Raw genomic sequence first — 21246 nt, 5'->3', positions numbered from 1 at the left:
CTTATGTTTTTTCTCAAAGAACTTCCCTCACAACAGATGGTTGAGGGATATTCCAAACGATTTTCTGTAAAAGACCCCACTGCCATTCAGGGCGCCCTCACCATGATGCGGGATGCGAGCCTCCTATTGCGGGAGCTGGAGGGTTACTTTTCTGAACACGGAACCTCCCAGCTGCGCTTCCTGGTAATGATCGTTATCGACCGGGAGCCTCAAAGAGATAGTTTACTCGCTTCAGAAATCGCAGAGCGCATCGATGTTTCTCGCCCGGTAATGACACGAACCCTGAAAAGCATGGTGGAAGATGAGCTCATCGTTATGGAAGCAGACTCCAGCGATGGCAGGGCAAAATGTGTAGCACTTACTGAGAATGGAAAACAATTTCTACAGAAAATCTTGCCCGGATATTTTAAGACAATTTCTAAATTTATGGAGGAATTGAACAAATGAAGAAACCGATACTACATGCTCTGTGCATCTGGGCATTGGTTTACCCTATTGTTACTCTATTACTTCTAGGGATGCAGGCACTGGAATTGCAAATTGCAATTGGTTTAAAAGCGCTAATAATGACCGTTATTCTGGTCCCACTAATGTATTTCTATCTTGTGCCAAAGGTGCATCAATTTTTGGCCCGGCATTAATATGCCGAGCCATGTTTTGTAGCGCAAATATCTAGTCAGCTGGATCTTTCTCAGCTTCCAGCTTTTCACTTAATTTTTCTTTCGCTTTCTCTGCATATTGATGACAGCTTACTGATTTTTTCTGTATAGCTTTGTTTTTAAACTCCCAACCGCTGGCAGGTGCATGAGGGGTAAGTAGTAAATCACAAGGTAAATCCCGCACACGGGCAAAGCTTGTGCGGAAGTCCTCTAAGATATTGGGATAGCGGCGGTTATCAATCAGTTGATAACCGGGCGCTGTAAGGCTATCCACATAAGCTATATCTTTAGTTTTACCATCAACTTTGTCTTCCCAGGTCCAGGCCATACTCCCTGGTGTATGGCCTGGGATAAAATGTACGCGTAGACGCAAATCCCCTAGAACCACTTGCTCGCCATCGTGCAGGATACGATCCGCCTTTATTGGCGGATATAAAAGTTCGTCGGCAAAATGAATATCATTGGCACCACCGCGAGCCATTAACACCGCTGACTCGGCATTGGTTACTACCTGTGCACCAGTTACGCGTTTTAGCTCGGCTAAGGAACCTACATGGTCTGCATGGGCCTGACTGTGCAAGATTAACTTGAGATCCGAGGGGGCGACTCCCAACCTGCGCATATTCTCCAATAAATGCTCAGCCGTCTGCTCCATGCCACCATCAATTAGAATCGATCCCTCTTTGCCTTTTAATAACAGTGAGGTAATTCCCTCGGTACCTATTTGCCACGTGTTACCTGCAATCTTTAGAGGCGCTACTGGCTGACGCCAGGATTCTGGTACCTTGTAGGTTTCCAGTTGTGGTAAGACAGCATAGTTTTCCGCTGCCGAAAAACTGGAATAAGCGGCCATCACTATTGCGGCTAATTGGATTCTTATATTCATTGATCAGTCTCAACTTTTACCGGCATCAGAGATACACCCGGGAGCTCCATTTAGTGCAGTCTTTTTGATCCATCCAGAAATTCTTTCAAAAACTTCTCCCCGGTGATTTACACCATCCTTATCTGTCATATAGTGATCGTAACCGGGGTACTCCCAATAAGTCAGCTCACAACGTCCGGCTGATGCATAGGCATCTTGTGCTGCTCGGCCGGAACTGACCGGGGCAGATTTATCTTCTGTACCCTGGATCAATAATACGGGGGCATGGCTGTTCAATAAATCGTTAACTGGTACCCGATCGACGACATCGGCCCACCAACGCATAGAGTTTCCACCCCAGACTTCCGCGCTTTCTGGGTTAGCTCGGGCATAGGCGAGTTTGGCATCTACCTCTTTAGCTACGTGGGGCGGAACCAAACTCTTTAGCACTTGAGCAAAGGATTCCCCCAATCCACTTGAAAAGACCACTGCCGCATCGGGATTTAGCCTCGGCGCCAGTCGTGCAACAAGATCACCACCCTCGGAACCGCCGAACAAGACCAGCTTGCCATTCCACCAATCAGCCCCGCGCAGTTCGTCGACAATCTGCTCTACATCTACCGCACGCTGCTCAACAGTATGGTTAGCTACATACTCTTTTGAACAATCTTTAAATTGCTCTTCCGGGCTGTCAGAGTGAGTTACACCATATTTTTCTACCAATAAAACAGCATATCCTGCCGCTAACTCTTTAGCCTGTTGGATAGTAGTATTTTTAACAGCAGGTAGGCAGCCAGACCCCTGGGCTATCAAAAACAAGCCATACTTCCCGTTAGCCGATGGTTGCTCTAAAGACCAGTAAAGCGTTGATCCATCTGGGCGTTTACTGACTTTAAGTAGAGGTTCGGCGGACACGCCGATATGCAAAGTCGCTAGCAGAAGACCAGTTGCCGTTATAAAGGCCGATTTAACACAACCCATAGCGAGAACTCCCTGCCCTCACCTGAAATTAATGGTGGGGCTATATTTGCTTGGTTATTGTTGAAGAGGGGATGAACCTCATATTCACCCCCTCTCCGAACCCAAGAAAAAGTAATGGTTCCCGAGCTAACTGAAGCTAATCACATCAAGATTTTTTCCAATCATCAGCACTTAAGCGATAAAGGCAGTGCCGCTGCAGATGGCTTTCGCTGGGGACAAGTGGATGTTCAAAGACGAGAGAATCCCGCCGCATACCCAGCCGCTCCATCACCCGCTGGGAACGAAGGTTTTGCAGTGCAGTAAAGGAAACGACTTCGCTGAGATTCAGGGTATTAAAAGCTACATCCAAAGATGCTTGTGCAGCTTCACTGGCATAGCCTTTTCCCCAGTGGGGAAAGGCCAAGCGCCAGCCAATCTCTACCGCTGGAGTGAAGGGCAAATCTTCGGTCACATTTTTCATGCCGACAAATCCAAGAAGCTCTTTAGTCTCTCTCAGCTCCAAGGCCCAAAAGCCCCAGCCGTATTTCTCAATATGCGCAATACTGCGATCCACACCGGCGTCGCTCTGTTGTCGCGTCAGCAATGAGGGGAAGAACTCCATCACCCTGGGGTCGGCATTCATTTCCGCAAGTACAGGCTTATCTTCCTCTCGCCACTGGCGCAGCTGTAAGCGCTCTGTCATAGGTTGTATTAATTCAGGCATGGAATATTCGCTATTCAATATTTTGTTTCTGCTGAAAATCTACAGACGGTGCGACCATAAAATCGCACTGATCCAGCCATTTTCGCTGCCCTGGGTAAGCCGCTTCCTCAAAGCCCAATTTCTGATAGAGAGTCCGTGCCGCTAGATTAGTACGCAGGACAAATAAAGAGCACTCGATTGCATCCAGGGCTCTGGCTCCTGTTTGTGCAAGCTGTACTACCAGCGCACGCCCTAATCCGGCTCCGCGATGATTGGGGGAGACAATTAAGCGACTTAGGTGGCAGCGGCCCAGGTGTTGGTAATACTGCCCAAAAGCCAGCACATCACCGCTGCTGTCCTGAAGTGCGTAGCTGGGAAACTCCGGCCAGCGACAATCCTCCAAGAAGGACCTCCCCTCGAACGGAAACCTGAAATCAGGCCCCCCCCACTGTTGGCACTGCTCCCTATCAGGTAGCCAAGACATCAATGTTGGGAATTGCCACTCTTCCATTGGCTTCAGTCTCAAATTATCCACGGCAATTCTCCTTAAAGTTACTTGCGACTCTTTGCCAGCCATCTATCTAACTGATCGGCAAAAGCTTTTCGGTCCGCCTGGCTAAGGGCCGGTGGTCCGCCGGTATGCACGCCGCTGGAGCGCAGGGTATCCATAAAGTCCCGCATATTCAGACGCGCGCGGATATTGGCTTTGGTATAGCGCTCCCCACGGGGATTAAGGGCTTCAGCACCCTTGTCGATCACCTCTGCTGCCAGGGGGATATCGCTGGTAATAATCAGATCCCCCGCCTCGCAGCGCTGCACTATCTCGTTATCCGCCACATCAAAACCCGCTGTCACTTGCACGGAGCGAATATAGCGCGACGGCGGCACCCGCACCGCTTGGTTGGCCACCAAAGTCAGTTCTGTGGCTGTACGCTCAGCGGCGCGAAACAGGATTTCCTTGATGGCGACCGGGCAGGCGTCGGCATCGACCCAGAGTTTTGTCATGGCTATACAACCTTTTCGAGCGTATCGGGCGGTGCGCCCTCATCGCATTTCTTGCAATTGAGCTGGAATCCCAGCATGGACTCGCGCCCTTGTTCAGTGATCACCCAGGGCCGGTTGGTCCAGGGAGGATTGTGGCGTACATGTTGGAAGTGGCCACAGGCGAGCTCCGCCACCCAGTGATTCTCTTCATCCAGGTGGTAGCCGGCGATGGGTTGTTGCATGGGGTTACACAAGCAGGGAATAAGGCGCAGTTATAGCCAATCCCAAGGGCAAAGTATACGTGTGGCCGGTGGTTCGCACTGGTACTGGGATGATTCGAGCCAAGACTGCTAGAATCTCCCGCTTTTCCGCGACGCGAAGATGCAGCCCCATCTATGACCCAGCTCAATCCCCGCCAATCCGAAGCCGTGAAGTACGTCGATGGCCCTTGCCTGGTACTGGCCGGTGCCGGCTCCGGCAAGACCAGCGTAATCACCCGCAAGATCGCCTACCTGATCGAGCAGTGTGGCTACGCCGCGCGCAATATCGCCGCCCTCACCTTCACCAACAAGGCGGCACGGGAGATGAAAGAGCGGGTCAGCAAACTGCTGGCGGGCCCTGATGGCAAGCGCTCAAAAGCGAGTCACGGTCTCACCGTATCCACCTTTCACAACCTTGGGCTGAATATCCTGCGCAAGGAATACCGCGCCGCCGGCTTTAAGCCCGGTTTCTCCATCTTCGATGCGGAAGACGCCCGCGCCCTGATCAAGGAGCTGATGCTCAGGGATGGCGACCTGGATACAGACCTGTTGGATCGGGTACAAAACCAGATCTCCAACTGGAAGAACGATATGCTCACCCCGCGCCGTGCCCTGGAGCAGGCACAGAGCCCCGGTGAGCAGGCCATCGCGGTTGCCTACGATCGCTACTGTGAAGCCCTCAAGGCCTACAATGCCGTCGACTTCGACGACTTGATCCTGCTGCCGGTACAGTTGTTCGACAAAGATCCAGAGTTGCTGCAACGCTGGCGCAAAAAGATTCGCTACCTGCTGGTGGACGAATATCAGGACACCAACAACTCCCAGTACCTGCTGGTGAAGCTGCTAGTGGGCGGGCGCGGCGGCCTCACAGTGGTGGGAGACGATGACCAGTCTATCTACGCCTGGCGCGGCGCGCGCCCGGAGAATATGAGTGCGCTGAAGACCGACTTCCCCAACCTTCGCCTGATCAAACTGGAGCAGAACTACCGCTCCACCAGCCGCATCCTCAAAGTGGCCAACCACCTGATCGCCCACAACCCTCACGAATTCGACAAAGCATTGTGGTCCGATCGCGGTCTGGGTGAGGAGATCCGCGTACTCAAAGTGGCCAATGAAAACGAGGAAGCGGAGCGGGTCGCCAACGAGATTTTTCTGCAAAAGAGCCGTCGCGGCTGCAAGTTTATGGATTTTGCCGTGCTCTATCGCGGCAACCACCAAGCGCGCTTGATCGAAATGAAACTGCAGGAACACCAGGTTCCCTACCAGATGTCCGGCGGTACTTCCTTCTTCGCCCGCGCTGAAATCAAGGATGTGATGGCCTACCTGCGCCTGTTGGTGAATCCGGATGATGACAACGCGTTCCTGCGCATTATCAATACCCCGCGTCGCCAAATAGGTACCAGCAGCCTGGAAGCCTTGGGCAACTACGCCAAGGGCCGCGAGATTTCCATGTTCAAAGCCTGCTCGGAATTGGGCTTTAAGGAGCATATCAACGAGCAGGGCTACGAGCGCCTAAATCGCTTCGCCCTGTGGCTCGAAGGGGTACAGCGCAACTGTCGCGATACCACTGCCAATGGCGCCTTGCGTGAAATGCTGGAAGATATCGACTACGCCGGTTGGCTCTCGCAAAACGCCAGCAGCGAGAAGGTGGCCGAGAAGCGCATGGAAAATGTGTATTGGCTACTGGAGAGCCTCAACAAGATTATGGAGGGCACGGACGATGAGCTGGAGCAGGATATTCGCCTGGAACAGGCCATCTCCAAACTGATTCTGCGGGATATGCTGGAGCGCCAGGAAGAAGAGGAAGCCACCGATAAAGTCAGCCTTATGACCCTGCACGCCGCCAAGGGCCTGGAATTCCCCCACGTATTTATGATCGGTATGGAAGAGAACTTACTTCCCCACCGCAACAGTATTGAAGACGACAATATCGAAGAAGAGCGCCGCCTCACCTACGTGGGTATCACCCGCGCCCAGCGCACCCTCACCATGACTTTGGCAGGCAAGCGCAAACAGTTCGGCGAAACCCAGGACACCACACCCAGCCGCTTTATTGACGAATTGCCGGAAGAAGATGTGTTGTTGGAAGGATTTGGTAAAGCGACGCCGGAGCAGAATCAGGCGAAGGGAGAGGAAACTTTAGGGTCTTTGTTGAGTATGTTTGATTGAAGTTTATTCACCCACCCATCAGCTCCAAGAACAATAAAGGCCGCTTGAAAAGCGGCCTTTATTATATGTATCAATCAATTACTGGATTGCTGACAAGGTCCAGCGATCGATATAGCCCGAGGCTTCTTTACATGAATCAATACCACTTAATTTACAGTAGTCCAGCTCCTGATAAACACGGAGGTAGTAGTAAGTACCATCAAAAAAGAGGGGTTCTACTTCTCGATATCGCCATTCTACACAATCAACATTGTCTGCAGGACAAGAACTGAAAGTTTCACTGGTAGTAGGATCTACAAAATAGCGATGTTCACGCATAATATTTGTATCTGACCAGCTGAAAAGGTTAAATCCAGACTCTGTAATTCCTTCACTCCCTTCGGAAACGTGTGTACCACTTCCATCGGCAAAGTACCGTAATCCGAATTGTTCCTGATAGCTTGGGAATTCCGAATCCAGTAAATCGAAGATACCACCGTAATTGAATATGTCGGAAGGAGCAGGCATAACAGTACCGCGCACAACCGGAGTGGCAAAGTGGCCTCCAACCGAAACTAAAGAACCATCTGCTCTGCGCAAAACACCCAAAGTCCGAATAGCAGCTCCGTAAGCACCAAAAGTATAGTATTCTACTTTTACCCCACGATTACTTTCTATAACCAGGTTTCCGGCATCATTAAAAGAAAGTACGCCACCATCTTTATAACCAGAGAGAAGGTCAAACCTTTGATCAATCGTTCCATTTGCATTTGGAGTAATGATCGAAGGTTGCCAAGAATCTGCGTATGAAAAATTGCTATCCCCAGATTGATCTCTAAAGCCAGCAATAGAAAATTCAGCTGAAGCTATTTCCTTCAAATCTCCTGCTCTCTGGATATTTACTTGGGCAAACTGATTTCCCGCTTGGAAATTAACTGCGTTTGCCTCATTTAAATCTGGTGATTCGCACGAATAGGCATAATCAATTTTATACGCTGAATAAAATGCAGCATCGTAATATTTTGTTAATTGGATACTATTGAGTTTAGCCGAAGAACTTCCATCCGCCGTACACTCTTCTGGAAAATAGCCACTTCGATCCCAGCCAGATACATCTAAAATCGTTTTATTGTCGGAAATTACATAAGTTAACGGATTAATTGTTTCAACATCATAGTGATCATCTATAAACTGCCCTGAACCCGATTCCTCTCCAGATAAGTTCATCACAAATCCATGAATACGCTCTATCTGGGGATCTGCTGCAACAAGTATTACATCTTCTCCAGAATAACCTTCAACAGGTGTAATTTGCTCACTATCACTCAAAAGCTGGGCTAGAAGATCTTCATAATTTTCAGCATTTACAGAAGATGTATTTTTCAACTGTAGTGCTACCTTTGCAGCTACCGGATAATCTTGAATAAATTCATAAGTATTATCGTGAGAAAAAAGTGGCGATTCACCACCACTAATAACATAACGAAGCCCAACAGCACTTTCTAACAGCATTTCTTGTGGCAAAACCTGAGATGCATTCAACAACTCAGTAGATAAAGTAATTTCGCCTCCATTAACTTTTTCTAAAAAAGCAGCTGCAGCGGTAGACATCGCATTTACATAAAGTGTCGGTAGCTCATCAACAGAAACCAATCCGTCATTTTCACGCGCTTCTACCAGTGAAACATCTCCTACATAAGACTTGAGGATAACTTCTTTACGATTTTCATTGGCAGGATAACTAACAACTATGCTGACTAAGTCATCAACCTCTGAATCCATTATTTCTGCAGAAAAGACTTTTCCATCAACAGTTGCATCGTAATCAGTGTCACCCACTTTGACTCTCACAGTAGCAACATCATCAATACTTTCTCCGATTAGGCCTTGAATCGTGAACTGTACTGATTGCGAACCACCCCCACCAGAAGTATCAGGTAATTCTCCATTATCGCTATCACTTCCACCACTACCCCCGCCGCCGCTACAAGCAGCTAATAAAATCGATAGAGTAGTGAAATAAAGCAACTTCCCTAGCTTCATATATAAATTCCCTGTGTTGTTATATACATCTTTTTAAGAAGCAGGTGCGGATAATACAGATTCTGCTGGGTTGGAGGGAAATGGCGCCTAATTACGGCTTATTACATTTATATTTTAAGAATTTTTCCAATAGTCATGTATGACAACTAACAAATCTATTCTTTATATTTGACTTAATAAGTTAATTAAAAAGTCAAATATGTGGCTGAAAATCACCGACTAAAAAGAGTAAATTGGCTGAAAGCAAGTTTTCTTTAGGCTAGATACAAAAAAGGCCGCTCAATGAGCGGCCTTTTTCCAATAGTGAAACAGCTTACTTGCTGTTATCCACCATGTAATTCACAGCAGCTTTGATCTCGTCATCGCTACAGTCCATACACAGGCCTTTGGCCGGCATGGCATTGATACCGTTAATGGCATTGTTGTAAAGAGTATCCATGCCCTTGGCAATACGGGGAGCCCAAGCTGCGGCATCACCAAATTTTGGCGCACCGGCAACACCCATTGCGTGACAGGTCTGGCAGCTTGCGTTGTAGATATCCTGGCCACTGCGAGCAGCGCCGCCGCTAGCACCCTCAGGTGCCGCCGCTACTGCCGCCGCACACTCTTCACCTTTCATGCAGGTTTCACCTGCCGGAGCAATTCGCTCTGCGATTTCTTCATTAACAGACTGCTGGGCCACTGCCGTAGCCGCACTGACGGCCAATGCCGCCACAATACCCAAAATACGCTTCATCATATTCCCCCAAAAGGACCGAAGTGAGTTGGCCCACAAACGTTCAAAATATCGTCGCAAACTCCTACGCCGCGCATTATAAGCACTGCATCGCCACCTGCCAAAGACTATATAAGCCAACAGAATGTCCTTTAACCCGCCCCCCAGCTTCTGTATAATCCGCCTCCCATTGGCACAGATAGCCAATTAAACCGCCCGTAGCTCAGCTGGATAGAGCGTCGCCCTCCGGAGGCGAAGGTCAGAGGTTCGAATCCTCTCGGGCGGGCCATATACAAAAAAGCCCGCTTATGCGGGCTTTTTTGTATATGGTTAACTCCCAGGGTTTTGTTCGAACTCAGGTTCGACTCGGAGGCAGCAAAGCTGCCGTAGAGCAGCGAGCCCAAAGGGCGAAGCTAATCCTCACGCACACCACCCGCTTATGCGGGCTTTCTCGTATATGGCTAACTCCCAGGCTTCGCTCAAACTCAGGTTCGACTCGGAGGCAGCAAAGCTGCCGCAGAGCAGCGAGCCCAACGGGCGAAGCTAATCCTCATCGCCCTTACCCATTTCAATCAAATTAATTTGGATATAGCTTATACGAGCCCATACTCAATACGAAAGCAGCTATAAAAAACCTACCCCAACGGCACCCTCAAAGGCTCAATCACCACCTGCTCCCCAGCCTCTACACTGCCACTCTCTCGCGCCAAAACAATAAAACAGTTAGCAGCAGCAAGACCGGAAAGAATATGGCTCCCCTGGGTACCAACCGGTTCTACTACCAATATTCCGTTTTCATCACTGCGATATACACCCCGCTGGAAATCGGTACGGCCAGGCTTTTTCTTCAGCGGTTTTAACAGTTTTGCCTGTAAGGTCTGCGGGCCAGTCCACTGATCGCCTTTCATCACACTCAGGGCGGGCACGGCCAGCTGGTAGAAAGTTACCAGGGCGGAAACCGGGTTACCGGGTAAGCCAAAGAAAGGGGTTCCCTGTAGGAAACCGAAGGCAAAAGGTTTACCGGGCTTCATCGCCACTTTCCAGAAGCCGATCTCTCCCAGTTCTTCCAACACTTCACGGGTGTAATCCGCTTCGCCAACGGAGACTCCACCGGAGGTGATAATAGCATCGGCCTCTTCGGAAGCACGCTGCAAGGCATTGGTAATAGCCTGTTTGTTATCGGGCAATATACCCAAATCCAAAATATCCAGGTCCAGCTGTTCCAGGGCGGATAACAGGGCAATGCGGTTGCTATCGTAGATATCGCCCTTACCCAGGGCTTCGCCGGGCTGGCGCAGTTCATCGCCGGTGGAGAAAAGTGCGATTACCGGTTTGCGCACTACAGTCACTGTGCCCACACCGGCAGCAGCGAGCAGGGCAATATGTGGAACGCTGATGCGCTCTCCGGCCTTGAGCAGGCTAGCTCCTTCAGCCACATCTTCACCGCAGCGGCGAACATGGTCGCCAGCGCGAACTTCACAATTTATTCGTATCGACTCCCCTTGGGCATCGACATTTTCCTGCATCACTACCGTATCTGCACCTGCGGGTACTGCGGCTCCCGTCATAATGCGCACGCAAGTGCCGGGGTTCACCACACCGTCAAAAGGTGCACCGGCAAAAGATTTGCCGATCAGTTCCAGCGGCAAGCCACTGGCCAGGTCTTCAAAGCGCAGGGCGTAACCGTCCATTGCGGAGTTGTCGCAGGGCGGTAGGTTTACTGTGGAGATAACATCCTCAGCCAATACTCGACCGGCGGCTTGTGCCAGGGGCAAAGTCTCAGTGCCACTGGTTGGGCTCAGTGCCTCGAGAAGTTTTTCGCGGGCGCTTTCGATGGGCATCAGGCCCGGTTGGCTACAGCAGTCGATAGTGGGCATGGACAATATCTCTTACTTCATTCCTTTGCGGTTGGGACAAACTAGTGGCTGCGGTTTTGGGATTCCGGTCGCTTCTGATTAACCATCCACACAGCAGCTTCTACGCGGGAGCGCATGCCCAACTTTTTCAATAAGTGTTTAACGTGAACCTTTACAGTGGCATCACTGATATCCAATTCACGGGCGATTAACTTGTTACTGAGGCCATCGGCGATCAATTGCAAGATCTGGTATTCGCGACTGGTAAGCGTCGACAGGGTATCCGCACCAGAATTGTCCGGTTTGCGCAGAGCGGAGGCGAGGATCTCGGTAAGGCGCTGGCTGATAGCGAGCTTGCCGTGTGTGGCCTGGATAACCTGATCGAGAATATCTTCCGGCTCCATATCCTTGAGCAGGTAACCATCGGCACCGGCACGAATACAGGAAACTACGTCCGCATTGTTATCGGAAACCGTGAGTATCACGATGCGAGAGGCTACATCGGCTGCACGCATTGCTCGCAGGGTATCCAGCCCGTCCATACCGCGCATATTCAGGTCCAATAGAATAAGGTCCGGCTCGTGCTGTTTGGCCAGCTCCAGCGCTTCCTCCCCGCTGCTGGCCTCGGCTACCAACTCCAGGCTGGGCTCCATAGCAAACAATTGCTTGAGACCTTTACGAAACAGAGGATGGTCATCAACCATCATTACCGTGGCAGAAGAAGTCATGGGGTGTCCTGCTTCATTGCTGTAAGTTGTACTAATTCTGAACAGTGACTTTAACACAGGGCTCAGTGCCTGCGCTTACCCCCAAATGGGTAGCTATTACGCGCGGGGGCAAAGGGGTTACTTACTGTTGGTAATTGAGCAGGGATAAGCCCCGGCCCATAGTGGCCGGACGAATCATTTCGAGGAGGAGTGGCCGCCGTGTCTGACATCTACGAGTGGGCCCCAGAGGACAGCAAGTTCTGGCAGTCCAAGGGCAAAAAAATCGCAAACCGGAATTTGTGGATATCCATTCCCAGTTTGCTGTGCGGCTTCGCCGTGTGGCTCTACTGGGGCATTATTACCGTTCAAATGCTCAACCTTGGCTTCCCCATTGCCAAAGCCGATCTGTTTACCCTGATGGCAATTGCCGGCCTCACCGGCGCTACCCTTCGAATACCCAGTAGTTTCTTTATTCGATTGTTCGGTGGGCGCAACACCATTGTCTTTACCACGGCCCTATTGATGATACCTGCCCTAGGCACAGGTATCGCCTTACAAAATCCTGAGACCCCATTGTGGGTATTCCAGTTGCTGGCTCTGCTGTCAGGTATTGGCGGTGGTAACTTCGCCTCTTCCATGTCCAATATCAGCTTCTTTTTCCCCAAGGAAAAACAAGGGTTGGCGCTTGGCCTGAATGCGGGCTTGGGTAACTTCGGTGTTACCACCATGCAGATCCTGGTACCGCTGTTTATGACCTTCGGTGCCTTCGGCGCTGCCGGCGGCGATCCCATGACCCTGGTTAGCAGCTCTGGCTCCCTGATTGGTAAAGTACCAGCCGGTTCTGAAGCGTGGATTCAAAATGCCGGTTTTGTATGGCTGCTGTTCCTGGTTCCACTGGCCTTTGTCGGCTGGTTCGGTATGAACAACCTGCGCACCGACGAAGTAACCCCGGATGTGGGCAGCTCTATCGGCGCGATGTTGAAGATGACCATGATGTTGGGAATCGGCCTCTTCACCGCAATCACAGGTCTGTGGCTGTTGCTTCCCGAAGCGGCCAACGGTTCAGGCTGGGGTGTGCCCAAGGAAATCGTTCTGGTACTGGTAATCGCCGCTACCGTGTTCGGCTTGAAGCTGCTGCCCGGTGAGATTAAAACCAGCTTGCAGCGTCAGTACCGTATCTTCAACAACAAGCACACCTGGGTGATGAGTGTCATTTACACCATGACCTTCGGCAGCTTTATCGGTTTCGCAGCGGCCTTCCCCCTGGCTATCAAGGTGATCTTCGGATACAGCCACGTGATGGTGGACGGGGTTATGACTCACGATACCATCAACAACAATGGCCCCAGCGCCCTGATGTACGCCTGGATGGGTCCGTTTATCGGCGCCCTGATTCGCCCGGTAGGTGGTTGGATCTCCGACCGCATCGGCGGAGCCCTGGTTACCCAAATCTGTGCTGCAATCATGGTGGGTAGTGCCCTGGGTGTGGCTTACTACATGAAGGCCGCCTACGGCTCAGCCACTCCGGAAGAGTTCTTCCTGCCCTTCTTCCTGCTGTTCCTGGTGCTGTTCGCCGCTACCGGTATCGGCAATGGCTCTACCTTCCGCACCATCGCCATGGTGTTCCCGAAAGAGCAGGCAGGCCCGGTATTGGGATGGACTTCAGCAGTTGCCGCCTACGGTGCCTTCTATATTCCCAAGGTCTTCGGCGAGCAGATCAAAGCCACCACCCCGGAATACGCTCTGGCAGGCATTGCTATCTTCTACGCGGTTTGCCTGGTGGTTAACTACTGGTTCTACCTGCGCAAGAACGGCGAATTCTACAATCCATAATTTGGTCTCACGGGCGGGAAACCGCAGTTGCGGGGAGGTTTAACCTCCCCTTTTTTATTTCACCTGAACCAATATCGGCGTTATATCCGAACCTTCAAGCAGGCTGGAAATCAGCTGTCTATCGGTGTCCCTGCGATAGTAGATCGTCACTTCATCCAAGTCTTCAACGGTTGGCATCGTCGGGCATAGATGCCTGGCAATAGCTATACACATCTGCTCATAAAAATCTAAATCGTGCAGCTTATCCAAATAGATATGGCACCCTGCGATATCCTCAGCACTAATCGTATAGTTGTAACCTATGGGCGGCTGAAAATAGTAGGCCTGCACAGTAATAGACCCATCTGCATTTTCAGTGACTTCGTATTGGACAGGTCTGCCGCAGATACTCTGTTGGTACCCAACAAGATCCTCCGCAACTGAGGCAAGACTGTCATCCGTCTCAATGGTGCTCTCAATTTCACTGTAGGCTTGATGGATAGCTTCAAAGCAGCTCAAGCAAGACTTAACACCCGCTTCTTGCAGCTCTGGCAGCAGTTCTGTCGCCATATCTTCAAGTAATTGCACCAGCTTTTCTGCCGAGATAGCGTCACGAAAATAGTAAGAGCCTTCTCTCTCAAGCGCCGACTGGAAGATTTTTAGCTTGCGCTCCGGGCAATAGAAATCGAGGTGGTAGAGAGGCTGTTCTGGATCGGAAGTGTGGTTATTCAGCTCTACCTTGCCCAAATACGGGATAAAGAAGGTAAAAGACCAGTACTCCGGGCAGTGAATAAATCGCCGGCAGTGCTCTTCGATATAACCGGGCAAATATTGAAGGTCAAAGAAATTGGCCAGATGGTAGTTACCACCCTGGTATTCCGCTATGGAGTCATAGTTATAAAACGGGTGCTCGCCGTGGAAATCTATCTTAACTCTCTGCCCACTGGCTGCACGGCAAGCCAGATGAAAGTACAAGGAATCGTCTTTGTAAGTAGAGTGGATAACGATATCGTCGCCCTTTCGGCGAAGCTGATAGCGGAAAGCATCGATCCGGTAGGGCTCACAATCCTCAAGTAGCTCGGCAATTTCCAGCTCACCCGATTTCAAGCGGCTTACTCGATAGTTGTGCCCGCCTTCTTCTATGCAGCGAGTAAGTACTGGGTGTAGTTCCTCAATGGTCACAGCTTTCGCTACAGATAAGCCCTCGACCTGTGCTTTTTCCCGGTAAAACTTATCGCCCTCGTTAAAGAGAGAAATTCCCAACACAACGCCCATAGGAGCACCACTAAGTTAGCTGATGTTCAAACTTAGCAAAAAAATTGCTGGGGTTTTAGGGATCGAAGCAATGCACTTTCAGAAATTTCCCTGGAACTACTTACAAACCGGCAAGACTACCGGCCTTAAACTGGGCAAAGTAGGTAGTGCCTTCACGCAGTTCTAGGCGCTCGCAGGAGAGACGGGAAATATCTGCGTAGAACACCTGATCAGCAGCGGCTAACTGCAGGCGAATGCGGCCATCGGTAAGGTTCTGCTTAGCAACTAAAGTTACCGGCAGGCAATTGAGGATACTGGACAGGCCCGGCCTCTCTACACTAAGGCTGATATCTCCAGCTTCCAGCAGAAAAGCAGCGGTATCGCCTTTGCGATAATGGCCTGCCACCCTATCTGCAAAGATAGAAATCCCCCCCAAATCCAAAGTCAGCAGACCATCGTTTAGGGATTCCACTCGCGCTTCAATCCGGCTGCGACAGCTATCCCCTACGCCGTGGCTATCCAGGCGCTGGGCAACTTCAGGTAAGGGAAGTGGCGCGGACAAATTAGTAGAACCCATCCACAAACAGCGCTGGGCCAGCAGCTGGATTTCATCAAAGTCGTGACTGGTCCAGATTACCAGCGCCGGATATCGGGCCCAGAAATCCCGCAGGGTCGGCAATAGGCGCCGAAGTACCTGGGCGCGGTCAACCGCTGAAAGCGGCTCATCAAATAATTGCAGCGGCGCGTTGTTAAAAAGCTGGCGCAATACAGCCACTCGCTGGGCTTCTCCACCAGACAATAGCTCCACCGGCTGATGGAGTAGCGGTTCAATACCAAAAGCCTTTAGCAGCCGATCACTCTCTTCCTCGGGTAGTGGCCTGCGGCTGTAACGGCGGGCCAGTGCCAGGTTATCTGCCACCGACTGGCCGGCAAACAGGCGGCTATCCTGAAAGCCCAAAGAAAGCGTTCTTTTGTGGGTAGCCAGGGCGCGGCGTCCGCGCTGCCAAACTGTATTAGCAAAAGTGATATTGCCACGGCAATGGCGCTGGCCCGCCAAAGCAGCCAGTAATGTGCTCTTGCCGCTGCCGGAAGGACCGGTAAGGCCAAAAACTCCAGAAGCAGGCAGCTCTAATTGCCAGGGAGTCGCAGCGTTAAGCGGAGTCACCAGCCCTGCAACACTCAGTCCGGTGGAATCAGAAGTGGTAGACGCAGTACCGAATAGGGGTAAGGTGATTTCCATTAGCCCAGCACCCCCATTACCGGTTTAGCGCGCTCACTGTTTAATCCACGCGGGGCCAATCTATGTCCCAGCCAACGGGCAGCGAGTAGCAGTACCGTAGTAATTCCCATCAACATCAAGGCCAGCCGGTGAGCCGCACCGTATTCCATCGCCTCCACATGTTGATAAAGAGCGATAGAAACCACCTGGGTCTCACCGGGAATAGCGCCACCAATCATCAGCACTACCCCGAACTCACCCAGGGTATGGGCAAACGTTAAAGCGCAGGCACTCACAATAGCGGCGCGACTCGCCGGCAAAAGAACTTTTAACAATGCCGCCCAGGGCGGTATACCCAGTGCTGCGGCAGCCTGGGTCAGGCGCTGGCCATTGGCATTAAACGCGGCCAATAGCGGCTGTACCATAAACGGCAGGGAATAAATCACTGACGCAAACACCAGGCCGGTGAAGGAAAATACCAAAGGGCCATCAAAAAGTTGTGACAACCACTGCCCAGGGGCGTAGTTAGGGGAAAATAAAAGCAGTAAATAAAAGCCCAACACCGTGGGTGGCAGTACCAGCGGCAGGGTAATTAATACCTCGATACCGTGGCGCCAGCGGCTCTGCCATTGACTCAATTTCCAGGCCAGGGGCACGCCGATAATAAACAGGAGTAAGGTGGTTAAGCCGGCCAATTTCAAAGTTAGCCACAGGGCCTGCCAGTCGGCAGCGGCGATATTCATAAGCCACTCCCTCCATCTCTACTTCGATCTTGAGTTGGCAAAACACCGTAACCCAAGTGCTGTAGTTGCGCCTGCACTTCCCCTGAACGCAAATAGTCAGCGAGGGATTGTGCCTCTTTAGGTCGGCGACTCTGGGTGGGAATCAGCAGCTGCTGTTCAATGGGCTTGTACAAATGCTGCGGCAGCAACCAGTAGTTATCGCGGCTGGCTGCTTGCATCTGGCTGGCGGCGACAAAGCCCAGCTGCGCATTGCCGGAATCCAGCATTAAATAGGCTTGGCCTGCATTGTGGGCCCGGACTAATTGAGTTTGTTTTTTCTTCCACAAATCCAGGCTTTGCAGCGCCTGCCGGGCGGCAGTGCCGAAGGGTGCTACTTTCGGATCGGCTAATACAATTTTATCGGGCCAGGTTTGCAGTAGCTGTTCGACATTCGATTCCGAATTTGGGTGCCAGAGAGCCAGTAAGCCCAGGGCGTAAGTCTTACGACTGTTGGCCAGTGCCCCACCCTGCTTTTCCAGCAGTTCGGGGCGCTCGCGATCGGCAGACAGGAATAAATCGAAGGGCGCGCGGTGCGCTATTTGTTGGTAGAGCACCCCGGAGCTGCCACTGCTGATTTGCACCACACAGGCATGGCGACGCTCAAATTCCGGCAGTACCTCTTCCAGTGCCGGGCGGAAACTGGCCGCTACCGCCACCCGCAAGGTGCAGTTATCCGCATTTACCGGTAGCGCGATGGCCACCAGTAAAGCGGATAGCAGCAGGCTCAGCCGGCGGACCACTTTTCCATCTCCGCAGCATCACTGGCCCGAGCTTCGACCCAGCGCTCTGAAGGCTTACCGGACTCATCCGCAACCGCTTCGCGCTTCCAGAAAGGCGCCTCAGTTTTGAGGCGATCCATGATGTATTGGCAAGCGGCAAAGGCGGCCTGACGGTGGGGGCTGGTGACGCCGACAAAAACAATCTCGTCGTTGATCTGCATGGGGCCAACACGGTGGACGATCGTCACACGACCCAGGGACCAGCGATCGCGGGCATCATTGATAATCCGTTGCAGGCTTTTTTCCGTCATGCCCGGATAGTGTTCCAGGGCCAGGCCGCAGACATCACTGCCCGCATTGAAGTCCCGCACCGAACCCACAAACAGGGCGCAGGCACCATCACCACTGTTGCCTTGCAGCGCAGTATATTCAGCCGCTACGTCGAGGGGCGTTTCACAGACTTCAATACGATCAACGGCTTTCATATTGGCACCACTAACCGCCGGTAACCGGCGGGAAAAATGCAACTTCATCCCCAGCCTTCACCTGGGCTCCGGTTTCTGCCAGCTCCTGGTTCAGGGCCATACGAATATCGTCTCTTTGCAGGTGCGGGCTCCAATCCGGGTGCTGTTCACATAGGGTTTTACGCAACTCGCTGAGACTGCCGGAAAAGTCCTTCAGGGTAGTCTCGCCCATGCCCAATTGCTGGCGCAGACGCGCGAAAAACAGAACCTTTACCATCGCTTTACACCTCTGAAATTTTTACGCCTTGTCCGCAGCATCGCCGCGCCAGTGGCCGCGCTTACCGCCGGTTTTTTGCAGCAGGCGGGTCGGGCCGATTTCCATCGCCGGGTCCACGGCTTTACACATATCGTAAATAGTCAGAGCCGCTACCGAAGCTGCGGTTAACGCTTCCATCTCTACTCCGGTGCGCCCGGCCAAGCGGCAGAAAGCAGTGATATGCACATTATGCTTTTCCGGCTGTAATTCGAAATCCACCGCTACTTTGGTCAATGCCAGCGGATGGCACAGGGGAATTAAATCCGATGTTTTCTTGGCGGCCTGGATGCCGGCGATACGAGCTACAGAGAGCACGTCGCCTTTTTTGTGCGCCCCTTGGCTCAGCAGTGCAAAAGCCTCTGCACTCATACAGATGCTGCTCTCGGCCAGGGCACTGCGGTCAGTGATGTCCTTCTCGGTAACATCCACCATGCTGGCTTCGCCGCGCTGGTTTAAATGGGTTAATTGGCTCACAAATTACCCCCGGCTCTCACAGGGCGCGCTGGCAAAGCGCACATGGGGGATAAAGTTACAGGGCTTGTGGCGGGCATCCAGCTGCTCCAGCAATATGCCTTCCCAAGCAGTGCGACATGCTCCGGTGGAACCGGGCATACAACATATCAGTGTGCGATTAGCCAGGCCGGCGAGCGCGCGGGACTGCACGGTGGAGCTGCCGATATCCCCCAGGGAAATATGGCGGAACAGCTCGCCAAAGCCGTCGACGGTTTTATCGAACAACGGGCTCAGGGCCTCCGGCGTGGAGTCGCGATCGGTAAAACCAGTACCGCCGGTCACCAATACCACCTGCACTTTCGGATCGGCAATCCAGGCGGAGACCACCGCGCGCATCTGGTAAACATCGTCCGGGGTAATGCGCTTATCTGCGAGCTGATGGCCGGCAGTTTTGAGGGCTTCCACCAGATACTGGCCAGAGGTATCAGTCTGCTCGTTGCGGGTATCGGATACGGTAAGTACCGCGATATTGAGCGGTACAAATTCTTTGCTTGCGTGTGCGGACATAATCAGTGGTCTCTCAAAAAACTGTTTTCTGGAGTTTTATCCGGCGTACTCAAGCCGAGATAATCTGCCGGCGTATTGATATTGCGATGCCAATCGCCAGCACTTTTTATGGGTATGGATTTGGCCCCCAGGTGACGCAGCAGCGCGCCGACAGAATTGCGCGCACTGCCCTCAACAGCACGGCGCAAATAATCCAGGCAGTCGCTGTTCAGAGGCAGCCACAGGGGAAAAAAGAAGTTTTCAAAATAACAGGGCCGGCCACTTGCCTGCCCCTCTGCCAATAACTCTGCGAGGTGCTCCCGCCCAAGCAAGGGCATATCGACCGGAATCACCAGGGCCGCATCGGCACCGGTTGTCAGGGCTACCGAATAAAGGCCGCCCAGAGGGCCCCGCTCTGGCACCAGGTCTTCAATCGCTCCGGGGCGAGCGCCGCTGGTGACGACTTTTTCCAGCGGAAGCCCACTCAGCAATGCCTCGGCATGCTGCAAAAAATTGCCCCGTTGGGGATGGGCCAGCAGAGCCTTATCGCGGCCCATCCGGCTGGAGCGGCCGCCGGCCAGCACCACACCAATTGTCGATTTACTACCAAGAGCCCTGGCCATAACCCTAGCCCCCCAGCATCGCCAGGTTGCGGGTAGCGCCGGTGAAACCTTCGTGCAGCTGGTGGCCTGCGGTCTTATCCACAATCAACTCGCGGATATGAGCTGCCAGCGCCTCGCTATCGCCATCGGCGATGATTTCGCGCATATCAAAGCCCTGGTCGGCGAACAGGCACAGGTGCAACTTGCCCTGGGCCGATACCCGCAGGCGATTGCAGCTTGCACAGAAGTCTTTGCCGTAAGGGGTAATAAGGCCGATACGACCGGCGTAATCCGGGTGGAAATACTCCCGCGCCGGACCGGCATCGCGGGTGCGGATCACCTGCTCCCAGCCTTCCCGCAGCAGCAGGGTTTCTATATCGCCACCGGAGACATGGTTGCTGGCGAAGAACTCACGGTTATCGCCGGTGCGCATCAATTCAATAAAACGCAGGGTCACCGGAGTCTCGCGAACCCAGGCGAGGAAGTTATCCAGCTCGGCCAGATTGTACTGGCGCATCAGCACTGCATTGACCTTGGTATCGATACCCAAGGCCAGGGCGCGATCCAGGCCTGCTAAGGCTTTATCCAGGCGATTGTGGCCGGTGATATGGTGGAATTGAGCCGGGTCGAGGCTGTCGATACTGACATTCACCTGATCCAAGCCCGCGCGGTGCCAGTCGTCAATCTGACTGGGCAGGCGGTAACCATTGGTGGTGATGGCTAAGCGGCGAATCTTATCGCTAGCGCGCACGGCTTCGAGCAGCGGCACCAGGTCTTTGCGCAGGGAGGGCTCTCCGCCAGTAAGGCGCACCTTTTCCGTACCCAGTGAAGCGAAAGCGCGCACTAATGTGCCCACCTCAGCGACTGAGAGAGGATTTTCCCCTTCCAGGGAACGTCCGCAACCGATGCCCTCAGGCAGGCAGTAGTTGCAGCGGTAGTTGCAGATGTCCGTCACGGACAGGCGCAGGTAGTAAAACCTACGGCCAAAATTGTCTTGTAACATTAAACGCCTTTCCAATGTCGGGAGGCCGCGCAGTTTCCCGCTAGACCCTGGTGGCCGGTACGGCCACGGTCCCGGCACCTTGCAACGTCAATAAAAAACGACGCGGTTTAGGTAGCGGGACTCGGTGTTTAAACTGATGTCAGTGTATCAAGCTGGTTAATTTATGCTTGGGGCAA

At 52.4% G+C, this 21246-nt stretch carries 24 protein-coding genes, 1 tRNA gene and 1 riboswitch; of the genes, 5 read left to right on the top strand and 20 right to left on the bottom strand.

Annotated features, from left to right (window positions below):
* Positions 1–3 precede the first annotated feature (3 nt).
* Together ACJJIM_RS21310 and ACJJIM_RS21305 are read left to right on the top strand one after the other, a co-directional pair.
* A complete protein-coding gene (locus tag ACJJIM_RS21310; protein ID WP_413664038.1) occupies positions 4–447 on the top strand; it encodes a MarR family winged helix-turn-helix transcriptional regulator in 444 nt (147 codons plus the stop codon).
* On the top strand, positions 444–641 hold the full coding sequence (locus ACJJIM_RS21305) for a hypothetical protein (RefSeq protein WP_413664037.1): 198 nt from the start codon (positions 444–446) through the stop codon (positions 639–641). Before ACJJIM_RS21310 ends, ACJJIM_RS21305 begins: the two co-directional genes overlap by 4 nt.
* A gap of 31 nt (positions 642–672) precedes the next feature.
* Here the strand turns inward: ACJJIM_RS21305 and bla are convergent, their stop codons facing one another.
* The 6 genes from bla to ACJJIM_RS21275 all read right to left on the bottom strand — a co-directional run bounded on the left by bla (position 673) and on the right by ACJJIM_RS21275 (position 4413).
* Complete coding sequence (gene bla, locus ACJJIM_RS21300) at positions 673–1539, bottom strand: subclass B3 metallo-beta-lactamase (protein ID WP_444913410.1); 867 nt, start codon at positions 1537–1539, stop codon at positions 673–675.
* A gap of 15 nt (positions 1540–1554) precedes the next feature.
* On the bottom strand, positions 1555–2505 hold the full coding sequence (locus tag ACJJIM_RS21295; RefSeq protein WP_413664036.1) for an alpha/beta hydrolase family protein: 951 nt from the start codon (positions 2503–2505) through the stop codon (positions 1555–1557).
* Positions 2506–2650: 145 nt separating this feature from the next.
* Entirely contained in the window at positions 2651–3208 is a 558-nt protein-coding gene (locus ACJJIM_RS21290; protein ID WP_413664035.1) for a GNAT family N-acetyltransferase, read from the bottom strand.
* Between the two features lie 10 nt (positions 3209–3218).
* Positions 3219–3722 carry a GNAT family N-acetyltransferase gene (locus tag ACJJIM_RS21285; protein ID WP_413664034.1) on the bottom strand — a complete coding sequence of 168 codons (504 nt, stop codon included), beginning with the start codon at positions 3720–3722 and terminating at the stop codon, positions 3219–3221.
* A 17-nt stretch (positions 3723–3739) separates the two neighbouring features.
* Positions 3740–4192, bottom strand: coding sequence for a YaiI/YqxD family protein (locus tag ACJJIM_RS21280; protein WP_152450565.1), 453 nt, complete (start codon positions 4190–4192; stop codon positions 3740–3742).
* A gap of 2 nt (positions 4193–4194) precedes the next feature.
* A complete protein-coding gene (locus ACJJIM_RS21275) occupies positions 4195–4413 on the bottom strand; it encodes a DUF3565 domain-containing protein (RefSeq protein WP_252084134.1) in 219 nt (72 codons plus the stop codon).
* A 153-nt stretch (positions 4414–4566) separates the two neighbouring features.
* On the opposite strand from ACJJIM_RS21275, the gene rep reads away from it, so the two are divergent.
* Positions 4567–6600: a DNA helicase Rep gene (gene rep / locus ACJJIM_RS21270; RefSeq protein ID WP_252084133.1), complete on the top strand. Its 2034-nt coding sequence runs from the start codon at positions 4567–4569 to the stop codon at positions 6598–6600.
* A 78-nt stretch (positions 6601–6678) separates the two neighbouring features.
* On the opposite strand, the gene ACJJIM_RS21265 is transcribed toward rep, so the two are convergent.
* Positions 6679–8622, bottom strand: coding sequence for a hypothetical protein (locus tag ACJJIM_RS21265; RefSeq protein ID WP_413664031.1), 1944 nt, complete (start codon positions 8620–8622; stop codon positions 6679–6681).
* A gap of 313 nt (positions 8623–8935) precedes the next feature.
* Positions 8936–9358, bottom strand: a complete 423-nt coding sequence (locus tag ACJJIM_RS21260) for a c-type cytochrome (protein ID WP_413665824.1) — start codon at positions 9356–9358, stop codon at positions 8936–8938.
* Between the two features lie 191 nt (positions 9359–9549).
* Here ACJJIM_RS21260 and ACJJIM_RS21255 point away from each other — a divergent pair.
* Positions 9550–9626: transfer RNA gene (locus ACJJIM_RS21255), tRNA-Arg, on the top strand.
* Between the two features lie 346 nt (positions 9627–9972).
* Here the strand turns inward: ACJJIM_RS21255 and moeA are convergent.
* Together moeA and narL are read right to left on the bottom strand one after the other, a co-directional pair.
* Entirely contained in the window at positions 9973–11214 is a 1242-nt protein-coding gene (gene moeA / locus ACJJIM_RS21250; protein WP_444911919.1) for a molybdopterin molybdotransferase MoeA, read from the bottom strand.
* 41 nt (positions 11215–11255) lie between these two features.
* Positions 11256–11921 (bottom strand): two-component system response regulator NarL, encoded by a 666-nt coding sequence (narL, locus tag ACJJIM_RS21245; RefSeq protein WP_108731363.1) that lies wholly within the window; start codon positions 11919–11921, stop codon positions 11256–11258.
* Positions 11922–12119: 198 nt separating this feature from the next.
* Here narL and ACJJIM_RS21240 point away from each other — a divergent pair, with 198 nt between their 5' ends.
* Complete coding sequence (locus tag ACJJIM_RS21240; protein ID WP_444911918.1) at positions 12120–13733, top strand: MFS transporter; 1614 nt, start codon at positions 12120–12122, stop codon at positions 13731–13733.
* Positions 13734–13787: 54 nt separating this feature from the next.
* Here ACJJIM_RS21240 and ACJJIM_RS21235 read toward each other — a convergent pair whose 3' ends face one another.
* The 10 genes from ACJJIM_RS21235 to moaA form a co-directional block, all read right to left on the bottom strand.
* Positions 13788–14987, bottom strand: a complete 1200-nt coding sequence (locus tag ACJJIM_RS21235) for a hypothetical protein (protein ID WP_444911917.1) — start codon at positions 14985–14987, stop codon at positions 13788–13790.
* A 100-nt stretch (positions 14988–15087) separates the two neighbouring features.
* Positions 15088–16206, bottom strand: coding sequence for an ATP-binding cassette domain-containing protein (locus ACJJIM_RS21230; RefSeq protein ID WP_444911916.1), 1119 nt, complete (start codon positions 16204–16206; stop codon positions 15088–15090).
* Positions 16206–16928: a molybdate ABC transporter permease subunit gene (gene modB, locus ACJJIM_RS21225; protein ID WP_444911915.1), complete on the bottom strand. Its 723-nt coding sequence runs from the start codon at positions 16926–16928 to the stop codon at positions 16206–16208. Before modB ends, ACJJIM_RS21230 begins: the two co-directional genes overlap by 1 nt.
* A complete protein-coding gene (gene modA / locus ACJJIM_RS21220; RefSeq protein WP_444911914.1) occupies positions 16925–17707 on the bottom strand; it encodes a molybdate ABC transporter substrate-binding protein in 783 nt (260 codons plus the stop codon). The genes modB and modA overlap by 4 nt, the downstream gene beginning before the upstream one ends.
* A complete protein-coding gene (moaE, locus tag ACJJIM_RS21215) occupies positions 17692–18171 on the bottom strand; it encodes a molybdopterin synthase catalytic subunit MoaE (protein WP_252085941.1) in 480 nt (159 codons plus the stop codon). The genes modA and moaE overlap by 16 nt, the downstream gene beginning before the upstream one ends.
* 10 nt (positions 18172–18181) lie before the next feature.
* Positions 18182–18427 (bottom strand): molybdopterin converting factor subunit 1, encoded by a 246-nt coding sequence (gene moaD, locus ACJJIM_RS21210; RefSeq protein WP_444911913.1) that lies wholly within the window; start codon positions 18425–18427, stop codon positions 18182–18184.
* Positions 18428–18448: 21 nt separating this feature from the next.
* Positions 18449–18940 carry a cyclic pyranopterin monophosphate synthase MoaC gene (gene moaC / locus ACJJIM_RS21205; RefSeq protein ID WP_444911912.1) on the bottom strand — a complete coding sequence of 164 codons (492 nt, stop codon included), beginning with the start codon at positions 18938–18940 and terminating at the stop codon, positions 18449–18451.
* Positions 18941–18943: 3 nt separating this feature from the next.
* Positions 18944–19486, bottom strand: a complete 543-nt coding sequence (gene moaB / locus ACJJIM_RS21200; RefSeq protein WP_108731355.1) for a molybdenum cofactor biosynthesis protein B — start codon at positions 19484–19486, stop codon at positions 18944–18946.
* A gap of 2 nt (positions 19487–19488) precedes the next feature.
* Positions 19489–20088, bottom strand: a complete 600-nt coding sequence (gene mobA / locus ACJJIM_RS21195) for a molybdenum cofactor guanylyltransferase (protein WP_444906676.1) — start codon at positions 20086–20088, stop codon at positions 19489–19491.
* Between the two features lie 4 nt (positions 20089–20092).
* Positions 20093–21070 carry a GTP 3',8-cyclase MoaA gene (moaA, locus tag ACJJIM_RS21190; RefSeq protein ID WP_413664021.1) on the bottom strand — a complete coding sequence of 326 codons (978 nt, stop codon included), beginning with the start codon at positions 21068–21070 and terminating at the stop codon, positions 20093–20095.
* A riboswitch (molybdenum cofactor riboswitch) is annotated at positions 21059–21209 on the bottom strand. Its footprint overlaps the gene before it by 12 nt.
* Between the last annotated feature and the right edge of the window lie 37 nt (positions 21210–21246).

This window comes from Microbulbifer maximicatervae (SeqCode) (assembly GCF_052467615.1).
The sequence above is the reverse complement of the archived record's forward strand: the minus strand, read 5'-3'. Positions and strand labels throughout refer to the sequence as shown.